The following is a 10845-nucleotide window of genomic DNA, read 5'->3' on the forward strand; positions in this document are numbered from 1 at the left end:
GAGGCTTCTTCTTCCCCATACGCTCCATGATGGACATCCTCCCAAGAGGGGCAAAGCCCTCAGACAGGGTGTCCGTCAAACCGGATCAAGCCCAGTCCTACGACCGCCTTCGCTGGCGACGAACACGAGTGATCGACGCCAGCCGAGGCAAGCCAAGACATCAAATCTCACAGCACCGACCCCACCCAATCGTCACGGACATGTAGTCTATGAATCGCTGCAGTTCAGAGCTGGTACACGAGCTCCTGCGGTCGGTAAAGCCGGATGGCAGAACAGGCCGCATGACGGGCTTCGCGACCCCTCCCACCCGGGACGGCCGTTCACTCCGAACGAGAAGTACGCCGCGCTGGTCGAGGCATGCGGCTACGTCCCGGTCGCGCTCAGCGGCCAGGACTACGTCGAACTGCTGCCGGCGGAATGGCGGGTCGTCAACGACTACGGCGTCAGGGTCAAGAACCGGATCTACGACAGTCCCGAGTTGGGGCCGATGAGGCGCCGAGACTCCGGCGTCACGGCCAAACGCGGGCTCTGGGAGATCCATCGCGACCCCTACGACGCCTCGCGGATCTGGGTCCGCGACCACCGCGGCGACGGCTCGTGGGTCCAGGCGATCTGGAAGCATCTGAACCGCGTCCCGGTGCCCTTCGGCGATCTGGCCTGGGACCACGTCAGCCACAGGCTGCCCGGTGCCGCCGAGGCGGAGATCGCCGACGCCGTCGCCGCGTTGCAGCAGAGGACCCAAAGACGCGGCATCGTCGGCGCGGGGGGCTTCGATCAGATGGACCATGGGGCCATTCTCGACGATGCGTCTCGGGTGTCTCGCGGCTTTTTCCTACCGGTCGATCCGAGCCACTGAGCGTTGATGGTTGCTGAGCCAGCTCTGGCTGACCGCCCAGGCATGGCACCAGTTCGAAACAGCAGAGACGGACCAGATCAACTGAGACGACACACAGCATGCGTGGCCCGCGGACCAAATCAGCTGTGTCCGTTGTCATCCAATCAAGGCGTTTGACAGCGAACCCAGTCGTTTTGACTTCCTTGCCAGCGAACCTAGTCGTACGAGGTAGCGGGTTGGGGGTGCTGGGTGGCAGTACCGGTCAGAGTGGAGTCTGCGGAGGCGGACGTCGAGCTGTCGTACGTGGGCGCCCGTACGCGAGCGGTTTGTGTGACGGCCCGCTTCGAGGACGGGCGTCCGGTGCGGCGCTTTCGCTGCGGTTGACACTGTAATCTGCGGTCTTCTCCGCCTCGATGCCATCACTCGGCGACGAAGAGGGACGGCACGACGGCGCCCTACCGCGACGGCCCATATACCAGGAGGCGTCCACGTCGTCACGAGAGATCCGGCCGCGGCGATGGCAGCCCACTGGCTGTCTGCCGCGGCCGGACCGGCTCGGTCCTGACCGGGCTCAGTTCGACGGCGGCGGACCGCCGATGTGAACCAGCTGACCGTCCTCGGTGTCGATCACCCTTGGCGCGTTCGGGTCGTCGACCGGCACGCAGGGAGCGACCGTCCCCCTCGCAAGATCACTGTTGCCCACCGCAGTTCGCTGCTCCGATCCTTTGGGGCCGTCGAAGATCGTCTCGGTCAGCACCAGCGTTGTTCCCGGCGGGATCCGTTCCGGCCGGATCTCCTGCCAGGCCTGGCGGAAGTACGCGCTCTCCTCGTCGGTCATCAGCCGGTCCATCGGCGGCTTCACATAGTGGATCGCGGCCTCGACCGCGTCCCGGGGCAGCGTCCCATTCGGGAATCGACCTGCCGCGCAGCTCTTTCCGGCAGGAAGGTAGTCGACCTTCGCCGGTACGCCCAGCCGGCGCAGCCGAGTTTCCAGGCCTTCGGGATCGCGAAACTCGTCGATCGCGAACCTGATCGTCCCGTCCGGCTGCCGGACGACCGTGAACGGCGCCGCTTGGGCGCTCTTCCCACCCAGGACCAGCGGACCCACGACGGCGACCACCGCCGCCGCGGCACCCGAGACCACCAGCCCATACGCTCGGCGGCGCCGACGACGGGCGCCGTGGGAGTCGAGCAACGGGACCGTTGTGGCCGCTTGGGCAACCGTCTCTCCCTCGACCAGTGCGGTGAGTTCGCCCAGCAGGTCGTTCTCGAAGGCGAGCGGTGTGTTCTCGTTGCGCATCAGTGCACCTCCGCGTGCGACGTGGAGTCGGTTCGGGCTTGCGTGACGGGGTGGAGACGGTCTTGTGCGTTCCCGGGTCCGTCGTAGGCGGCAAGGCGGCGTACGAGGCGGCGGCGGGCGCGGTGTAGCCGTACGCGTGCCGCGACCGTGCCGACGTCCAGCACCCGAGCTGCTTCGGACACGCTCAAGCCGTCGACGACGACCAGCTCGAGGACGGCCCGGTCGGCATCCGGGAGGGTTCGTATCGCGCGGTAGGCCTTGCGGGCTTGCTGTTCGGCGTCCAGGCGTTCTTCGAGGCGCTGGATGTCGTCGGGGTCGGTGAGGCGGCGTCCGGCGGCCCGGCGTCGCGCGTCGGCTTCCCGTGCGGCCCTGTGGCGATCACTCGCCATGACGTTGCGGGCGACGCCGAACAACCACGCGCGTCCGCCGCCGGGGCCCCCGCGGTACGTGTGCGCCGAGCCGAGTGCCGCCACGAACACGTCGGAAGTCAGGTCGGCCGCGCTGTGCGGATCGTCGACACGCCGTGCCACGAATGCCAGCACGGTATCGAAGTGCTCACGATAGAACGCCTCGAGCGCCGCCCGGTCGCGGGCAATCGCGCGGACGTCGTGATGGTCGGGGGGTGCCAAGGTGCAGTCTCCTCCAGACGAAGCGATCGGGTCATGGATAAGTGCTTCGGAAAGGAGCCGGCGTTACACCAAAGAATCACCGAGCGGCCTCGGCGTCCCCGCGATCCGAAAGATCGAACACAGTACGAAATACCTCGACCCGGTCGGGCCCGGGCATCAGTACGTGGCCACGTTCAGCCGGCCGTCCCGCGGTTGCCGGCCAAGAGTCCACCGAGGACGAACGCGAGACCGTCCGCCGCTCGATATCGAAGCTGGGGCCGCCACCAACTGGCTGGAGGCCGCGATCGACAGCGGCGAGTTCACCCTGGACGAGCAGCTCATGCGCCTCCTCAAGGGCGAGTAGTCGTGCCCCGCCGGGTACGGCCGCTCTCGGAGTACTACGGCGACCTGGTCCGGGCCGCCCTGATCGAGGCCCGCCCGTCCGGGTTGCAGACCCGGCAACTGGTGGCCGCCACCCGCCTGAAGCCCTCGCAGGTCGCCTGCGGTGTTCGCCACCTGCGCGACGTCTCCGCGGCCGAATACCTCACCCCGATCATCTGGGGGCGCCGGCACGGGTACGTGTTCTCGGACGACCCGGCGGACTGGATCGAGTACGAGAAGCGCCAGTCTCTACCGGCTCATCGGGGAATTCTTCACCACACGAGAACAACCGGACGGCCTCGCCCGGATCTTCCGGAACTACCAGTCCTGGGCAATCACCCAGGACTGGTATCACCTCGAAGGACACGGAGCTGATCGTTTGACATCCAACCTAGTCGTCCCAGGTCAGGACGCCGCACCGGCCTAACTTCATTGTCAAAGGACAAGCTGAGATTCCTGGCACTCACGCGTCTCAACCGATCTGGTCGTCGCAGGTCACAGCCCCAGCCTCGGACCAGATCATCCGAGGCGGGACACCGGTCAAACTTCGATGGCACGAATCTGTCGGTCATCAAACTTCAGCGGCAATGGTCAAGCTTCGCTGTCACAGGACACTGTCCGTTGTCGTTCAATCGAGGCGTTTGACAGCGAACCAGGTCGTTTCGGCCTTCACGACAGCGAACCTGGTCGTGTGGGGCGAGAAGGGTGTACCGCACGCCCAGCGCCGGATTTCGACCCCGGACGTACGACTGCCACTGCTGTCGGTCCGGCGCGCGTCGGTCGACACGATGCTGAAGCGGCCGGCCGACCTGGGGGTGCAGCCATGCCGTCGGGCATCGGTCGCCCCGGACGCTGGCCGGCGGTTCGAGGGTCTGCATCGGCCGGTGCCCGGCGGGTTGGCGAGTATCCCGGGCGCGGGCCGCGCCCGTGGGTATGGTGGTGGTCGTAGGTCCGTTCGACGCAGCTCTCGGGTCGAGTTGACGACCCGGCCGGGAAGACGACGAGGAGCGAGCCATGGTCGCGAATAGCCGGATCGAACGGGCCAAGGCGTGCTATGAACGCAGCGTATTTGCCGGTGAACACGCCGGGCTCGATACGGCCGATCGCGAACTGGACGCGGTCGAGGCCGAGTTGGCGCTGTCTCGCGGACGGGTCCGGCACGCCCGGTTCCTGGCGAGGCGGGACCTGGACGCGACTGAGGATCCGGCCGAACTGCCCGCATTCGAACGCGCGTTAACGTTGTTCCGGGCCCTGGGCCAGGTGCGGGGCGAGGGCGAGTCGCTGTTCTGGATAGGCGTGGTTCATCAGGTCGTCCGACGCGACCACGCCACGGCCGTACCGTTTCTCGAACACTCCCGCGACCTTGCGATACAGGTCGACGACCGGGAGATCCTGGCCGAGGCGCTGCGGCATCTCGGCATCGCCGACCATGCCGCCGGTCGTCTGGAGGCGGCTCGGGAGCACTTGACCAGGTCGTCCGAGCTTCGCCGGGCGGCCGGGCTGCCGGCGGGTGTCGCGGCGAACATGGTGGGCCTTGGCTACATCGCCGCCGCCGAGGGGCGTCGCGACGACGCGTTGCGGATTCTCGCCGAGGCGGATGCGCTCGCGCGGGCTCATGAGGCGCACGCCATCGTGCTTCAGGTCGAAGAGGCGCGAGCGCGGCTTCGCTAGGCTGTGCCAACAAATCTTGTTGCCGCAGCTCAGGGGCCCGGGGTCGAGAACCTTGCTGTACGGCGGCTTTGACATTCAACTCAGTCGTCCCAGGCCGGGAGAGTCGCTCTCGACTAACTTCGCTGTCCAAGGACAGTGCCCCCAGGGCGTCACGCCGTGAAGGTGCCGTTTCCCCGGGGCCGTGACCCGACCTGTCGCACGGGGTGGTGCCGAGCGTTTCGGGTGATCAGTCGAAAATTTCTTCGGGGAATCCGGAGGAGGTCCGCGGTGGCGATGTCCCAGTCGATTCCGGACAGCTCGTGACCTGCGGGAACGAGTTCATAGGTGTTCTGCAACCACTCCGCGAGCGGTTCCACGGGCAACTCGAACAGGGCCGCCATGTCACCCGAGGCCAACTTGAGCCACGCGGCACTTGCTTCGGCAGCGTCGAGCGCCTGCGACGTCGGTGCTTGCCCCGGTCCGTACATCACCACGCCCGGCGCCAACCGCTGAAAGGCGCGGAGCATCACCGAGCCTTCCCAGTGGGGGCCTGCGTCATGTCAGGACGCTCGGAGGCCGTGCAGCAGGGTATCGACGACGACGTCCGCGGCCTGTGCGGGAGTCAGCCCGGGCATTTGCCGGGAGGCCAGGAGCATGAGTTGGGACAGTACGGTGCTTGCCCACCCTTCCGGGAGCCCGGGGCGCAGGAGTTCCTCGTCGGTGGCGCGTTCGAGGAAGACGTCGACCTCGCGGACGGCGGTGTCACGCCGGGCGCGGACGGTGTCGTCGGCGAGCATGAGGGTGAGGTCGACGGGCCAGGTGCGGTTGACGCCGATGATGTTCTCGACATAGCGGTGCAAGGCGACGGCGACGGGGGCCTCGCGCAGCCGGGCGTCCTCGATGGACCGCTCGATGGCGGTGAGACGGGATGCGTGGATGGCCGTGAGCAGGTCCTCGCGGGAGGCGAACCGCCGGTAGACCGTACGCCGGTCCACGCCCGCCTCGGCGGCGATGTTCGCGATGCTCGCGCCGGGGTCGGCGGCGAGCATGCGCGCCCCGGTGGTCAGGACGGCTTCCAGATTGCGTGCTGCGTCGGCTCTCACCGCCCCGATTCTAGCGGCGAAAAGTGGAACCTTGGGCATCTAGTGCCGCTCGGTGGTGCAGCAATATCCATTAAACGCTACATCTTTGTAGCAGATAGTTGGATGATGCTTGCACCGCTGCGTCACGGCGGGCGGACCACCTGCCGCCCTTCAGGCAAGGGACCGGGGTGAAGACATGCCGCGGATGATTGCGACGGTCAGCCGTATCGGTGTCGCCCGTGGGCGGCGAGAGCCTTGGTCCCGCCGCCGCCGTCGGCGTGGGGTGGGGTGGGGTGGGTCAGCGGACGGTAGTGCGGGCGGCTCGTTCGATGACGTCGGCGACGAGGCGTGGGTGGGAGACGGCGACCGAGTGGGATGCTGCGACCTCGGTGATGTGCGCGTGGGCGCGGTCGGCCATGAAGCGTTGCACGGAGGCGGGGATGTTGAGGTCCTGGGTGGTGACGATGTCCCAGCTGGGGATGGTCCTCCACGCGGCCGTGGTGGCCTTCTCTGCCAAGGCGGCCTGGGCGATGGGGCGTTGTTCGGCGGCCATGCGGGCTGCCTGCCGTGCGGGGACGTCGGCGGCGAACTGCCGGCGGAACTTGTCCTGCCGGATGTACAGATCGGTGGCGGTGGTGCCGTCGGCCTGCCGGTAGGTGACCGGGTCGAGGGCGTCGGGGAGGGTTGAGCCCGGGAACTTGTTGGTGAGTTCCAGGGCGGTTTCACCGGGGGCGGGCAGGAAGGCGGCGACGTAGACGAGGGCCTTGACCTCGGGGTCGTCGGTCGCCGCCTCGCTGATGACGTTGCCACCGTACGAGTGGCCGACGAGGATCTTGGGGCCCTTGACGTGGTCGAGGACGGTCCGCAGGGCGGCCGCGTCGGCGGCGGGGCCGCGCAGCGGGTTGGCGGCGGCGACGACCGGGTACCCGTCGGCGCGCAGGTCGTCGATGACACCGTTCCAGCTGGAGCCGTCGGCGAAGGCGCCGTGTTCCAGGACGATGGTCGGCTTGGCGTGTCGGTCGGCCTTGGCGGTCTCGGTTGCGCCGTTGGCGGTGCCGCCGAGGGCGAACGCGCCGAGCGCGAGACCTGCTGTGAGTGTCGAGACCACACCCGTCACCAGTTGCTTGCGTCGACCCTTGATGCTCATCACGACAAACCCCTCTCAGGCATTTCGACAGTGCGCGAGCCGACCTTGCCGACTTTCGTCACTGCCCTGACTGGTGACGAAGCTGTCATGTGCTTCATCACCTGTCAAGCCGGTGACTATGAGCAGGGGTAGGGCCGGCAGTGGATGGGTGAGGCGTCTGCGGCCGGATCGCAACCGACCGGCAGGACGACGGCATGGACGTGCCCGAACGGGCGTCTGCCCGGGCGCGACCGGACCCGGACATACGCGCGGAACGGGAAGGACGACGTCCTCCCCGTTCCGGACGTACGCGCGTCGGCACACACGTATCCCTGTTCCGGTTCCCGGGCCGGATCGCATTCGGCCGACCCCGATAGGGCATGCCGTGATCCGGTCGGTCGCATGTCGACCTCGCCACGTCGTTTCGCGTGGCGTTCCCGAATCCCGCCGGCCCGGATCGCTCGCGTCACCTTGCCCATGGATCCCGCACGACGGCGTCGGCCAGGGCCGTCGCGCAGCCGGAGAGCATCCGCCCCCTTCTCCGGACTCGCCACACGGGCGTCACCCCGCCACGCCGGACCTGGTCATCCGGTCGAAGGACACCGCCATGTGCACGGCGTCGGAGGTCTCGGCCGAGGAGGTTGCCTGCCGCGGCGCTAGAGGTGATCGACGTCGACGACGGCCTGGGCGAAGACGCTGGGCGCTTCCTGCGGCAGGTTGTGGCCGATGTTCACGATGGTGCGGTGGTTGTAGGGACCGGTGAAGTGGTGGCGGTAGCCGGAGCCGTCGCCGGGTGGTGCGGTGAAGGGGTCGAGGGCGGCGTCGAGGGTGATGGTGGGGACGCCGATGGTGGGGACCGCGGCGAGTTGCCTCTCGTATCGGTCGTAGCGGCGCTCACCCGCGATGAGGCCGATGCGCCAGCGGTAGTTGTAGAGCACGATGGAGGCGTAGTCGGGGTTTTTGAATGCCTCGGCGGTGCGCGCGAACGTGGCGTCGTCGAAGTTCCAGTTGGGGGAGACGAGGGTCCACACGTAGCGGCACAACGCGATGCGTTGGGTCTCGTTCTCCATGGTTTTCTTGCCGCGTTCGCTCGCGAAGTACCACTGGTACCACCAGTTGTGCTCGACGGCGGGGGCGGCGGGTTCCAGTTGCGACTTGACGTTGGTGATGACGTAACCGCTGGTGGAGACGAGGGACTTGACGCGCTCGGGCCACAGGGCGGCGATGACGTCGGCGGTGCGCGAGCCCCAGTCGAAGCCGGCGAAGACCGCCTTCTGGATCCTGAGGGCGTCCATCATGGCGATGATGTCGAGGGCGAAGGCGGACTGCTCGGCGTTGCGGGGGGTGTGGCGGGAGAGGAAGCGGGTGCTGCCGTGGCCGCGGAGATAGGGAACGATGACGCGGTAGCCCAGGTCGGCGAGGAGCGGCGCGACGTCGACGTAGCTGTGGATGTCGTAGGGCCAGCCGTGCAGCAGGATGACGACCGGACCGTGGGCGGGACCCGCCTCGGCGTAGCCGATGTCCAGGAGGCCGGCCTTCACCTGCTTGAGCGTGGGGAAGCCCGTGTGGGTGCCGGGGACGATGGCGGGCACGGTGGGAACGGGTGAGCCGCTCGACTGGGCGGACGCGGTTGTGGCTGATGCCTCGGTCGTCAGGCCGGACAGCGAGAACGTGGCGGCCGCGCCGGTGCCCAAGCCGACGGCCTTGCTGAAGGTGCGCCTGTTGATCATATGAAACCTCCGTTGTGCGTTGGCGGTGATCGGCCCGACCCCGGGGAAGCCTCGCGCTCGAACGGCGGTACGCGGTCACCGCGGTTCGTGACGCGACGACCCCGCGCACAGTCTTGTCACCTGGCGAACAAGCGACGCGAGGATGGTTCCCGTGACCCGACAGCGGGTGGAGGCTGATTCCTCCCGCGACCCGGACCGGCGCCACACACCTTCCTCTTCGGTGAAGCGGGGACACATCAGTCATATGACGGTCCGAAGCGCTCGACGACGGCTGCCTTCCGGAGCACCCGGCCTGCTCGATCGCGATGGGCGGGATGGGCCAATGGTGTTGGGAGGTCCTGGCGGCTGGCGAACCACCGGTGGCAGGCAGGCGCACCCCGCCGTGAAACATCATTGACATACAAGCACGAGCGTGTGTAGATATGGAATGAAAGTGCTACAGTCAAGTGGCAATTAGGGATTGCTCGAAGGAACCGAAAGAGGAAGCACATGATCACCTACGACCGGCTTTTCATCGGAGGCTCCTGGGTTCAGCCGAGCAACCCGACCCTGCTCGACATCGCCTCGCCGCACGACCGGTCGGTGATCGGCCGAGCGGCGCAGGCGCGGTCGGCGGACGTCGACCGAGCGGTGGCCGTGGCGCGGGCGTCGTTCGAGGCGGGCGTGTGGCGGCTGACCCCGCCGGCGAAGCGCATCGCGGTCCTGCGGCGGTTCAACGCGCTGCGTCAGGAGAACGCGGAGAACATCGCACACCTGATCTCGCTGGAGAACGGTTCGGCGGGATGGTTCACCCGGGCCGGGCAGCCGGGCCTGACCCGGCAGGCCAACGCCTACCTGAAGGCGGCGGAAGAGTTCGGCTGGGAGGAGACCCTGGTGCCCGCCGACCCGGAGTCCCCGGTGCGCAGTGTGGTGCGACGTGAGGCGGTCGGCGTCGTGGCCGCGGTGATCCCGTGGAACTCGCCGTTCTCCTCGGCCACTTCGAAGATCATCCCGGCCCTGCTCGCCGGCAACTCGGTGATCCTCAAGGTGTCACCGGAGAACTCGCTGAGCATGGGCTTCCTGGCCGAGTTGCTGGAACGGGTGGGCCTGCCGGAGGGTGTGATCAGCGTCCTGCCGACCGACCGGGAGACCAGTGAGCACCTGGTGTCGCACCCGGACGTCGACAAGGTCGCGTTCACCGGTTCGACGCGCGCGGGCCGCCGCATCGCCTCGATCGCGGGCGAGCAACTCAAGCGGGTCAGCCTGGAGTTGGGCGGCAAGTCCGCTGCGGTCATCCTGGCGGACGCCGACATCGCCCGGGCCGTCGCGGGCTTGAAGTTCGCCTCCCTGCTCAACAACGGGGAATCGTGCATCGCGCAGACGAGGATCCTGGCCCCGCGCAGTCGGTACGAGGAGGTCGTGACCGCGGTGAAGGAAATGGTGGAGTCCCTGAGGGTGGGCGACCCGAGCGACCCCGACACGTTCATCGGCCCGATGATCCGCCCCGACCAACAGGAGCGGGTACGCCGATACATCCGGCTCGGCATCGAGGAGGGCGCCCGCCTGGTCACCGGCGGTCCGCAGATCCCCGAGGGCCTGGAGCAGGGCAACTACGTCACACCCACCGTATTTGCCGATGTCGACAACTCCATGTGCATCGCGCAGGAGGAGATCTTCGGCCCGGTCCTGGTCGTCATCGCCTACGACGACGAGGACGACGCCGTCCGCATCGCCAACGACTCCGAGTACGGACTCTCCGGCGGCGTCTGGTCCTCCGACGAGGCCCACGCCCTGGACGTCGCCCGCCGCATCCGCACCGGCACCGTCACGATCAACGGCGCCTCCGTGGCCTTCGACGGCCCGTTCGGTGGCTTCAAGGCCAGCGGCATCGGCCGTGAGTACGGCACGGTCGGCCTCGGCACCTACACCGAGTACAAGACCATCACCGTCTGAGGCATGCAAGGTCGGCGGAACCCGGCTGCGGCGACCACAGGGAACATGGCACACCGGAACCGCCGACGGCGGCAGCCGGCGCGACCCCCTGCCGCGGGCACGGCGTTCCCGGCGCCGGGTCCAGGGTTTCGAGGCATGCCGCCCACCCTGTCCCAGCTACGGAGCGCAGGCGGGGGGCCGTCGGACCCCAATGGGTCCTAC

The 10845-nt window shown here is 67.9% G+C and carries 11 protein-coding genes; 5 read left to right on the top strand and 6 right to left on the bottom strand.

The genetic code is table 11. The annotated features are described in order from the left end of the window. On the top strand, window positions 1–856 hold an 856-nt coding region (locus ABZS54_RS39625; protein ID WP_355547212.1), incomplete at its 5' end, for a Mu transposase C-terminal domain-containing protein. 550 nt (window positions 857–1406) lie between these two features. Here the strand turns inward: ABZS54_RS39625 and ABZS54_RS39630 are convergent. Next, the gene (locus tag ABZS54_RS39630; protein WP_355547215.1) at window positions 1407–2135 is read right to left on the bottom strand and encodes a hypothetical protein; all 729 of its coding nucleotides are present in this window, start codon (window positions 2133–2135) and stop codon (window positions 1407–1409) included. Then, a complete protein-coding gene (locus ABZS54_RS39635; protein WP_355547218.1) occupies window positions 2135–2764 on the bottom strand; it encodes an RNA polymerase sigma factor in 630 nt (209 codons plus the stop codon). The genes ABZS54_RS39630 and ABZS54_RS39635 overlap by 1 nt, the downstream gene beginning before the upstream one ends. A 1-nt stretch (window position 2765) precedes the next feature. Here ABZS54_RS39635 and ABZS54_RS39640 point away from each other — a divergent pair, with 1 nt between their 5' ends. The 3 genes from ABZS54_RS39640 to ABZS54_RS39650 all read left to right on the top strand — a co-directional run bounded on the left by ABZS54_RS39640 (window position 2766) and on the right by ABZS54_RS39650 (window position 4795). Next, the gene (locus ABZS54_RS39640; RefSeq protein WP_355547221.1) at window positions 2766–3107 is read left to right on the top strand and encodes a DUF6192 family protein; all 342 of its coding nucleotides are present in this window, start codon (window positions 2766–2768) and stop codon (window positions 3105–3107) included. Window positions 3108–3109: 2 nt separating this feature from the next. Then, window positions 3110–3499, top strand: coding sequence for a hypothetical protein (locus tag ABZS54_RS39645; RefSeq protein WP_355547224.1), 390 nt, complete (start codon window positions 3110–3112; stop codon window positions 3497–3499). A gap of 639 nt (window positions 3500–4138) precedes the next feature. Continuing rightward, window positions 4139–4795 carry a tetratricopeptide repeat protein gene (locus ABZS54_RS39650; RefSeq protein WP_355547227.1) on the top strand — a complete coding sequence of 219 codons (657 nt, stop codon included), beginning with the start codon at window positions 4139–4141 and terminating at the stop codon, window positions 4793–4795. A gap of 149 nt (window positions 4796–4944) precedes the next feature. On the opposite strand, the gene ABZS54_RS39655 is transcribed toward ABZS54_RS39650, so the two are convergent. From ABZS54_RS39655 to ABZS54_RS39670, 4 genes are all read right to left on the bottom strand, one after another. Beyond that, the gene (locus tag ABZS54_RS39655; RefSeq protein ID WP_355547230.1) at window positions 4945–5301 is read right to left on the bottom strand and encodes an SsgA family sporulation/cell division regulator; all 357 of its coding nucleotides are present in this window, start codon (window positions 5299–5301) and stop codon (window positions 4945–4947) included. Between the two features lie 33 nt (window positions 5302–5334). Further along, window positions 5335–5823: a helix-turn-helix domain-containing protein gene (locus ABZS54_RS39660; RefSeq protein ID WP_355547242.1), complete on the bottom strand. Its 489-nt coding sequence runs from the start codon at window positions 5821–5823 to the stop codon at window positions 5335–5337. A 331-nt stretch (window positions 5824–6154) separates the two neighbouring features. Further along, entirely contained in the window at window positions 6155–7006 is an 852-nt protein-coding gene (locus ABZS54_RS39665) for an alpha/beta hydrolase (RefSeq protein WP_355547233.1), read from the bottom strand. Window positions 7007–7638: 632 nt separating this feature from the next. Next, the gene (locus ABZS54_RS39670) at window positions 7639–8712 is read right to left on the bottom strand and encodes an alpha/beta hydrolase (protein WP_355547236.1); all 1074 of its coding nucleotides are present in this window, start codon (window positions 8710–8712) and stop codon (window positions 7639–7641) included. A gap of 489 nt (window positions 8713–9201) precedes the next feature. Here ABZS54_RS39670 and ABZS54_RS39675 point away from each other — a divergent pair, with 489 nt between their 5' ends. After that, window positions 9202–10644, top strand: coding sequence for an aldehyde dehydrogenase (locus ABZS54_RS39675; protein ID WP_355547239.1), 1443 nt, complete (start codon window positions 9202–9204; stop codon window positions 10642–10644). Window positions 10645–10845 lie beyond the last annotated feature (201 nt).

Origin of the sequence: Embleya sp. NPDC005575 (assembly GCF_040605455.1) — a bacterium.
Lineage (GTDB): Bacteria > Actinomycetota > Actinomycetes > Streptomycetales > Streptomycetaceae > Embleya.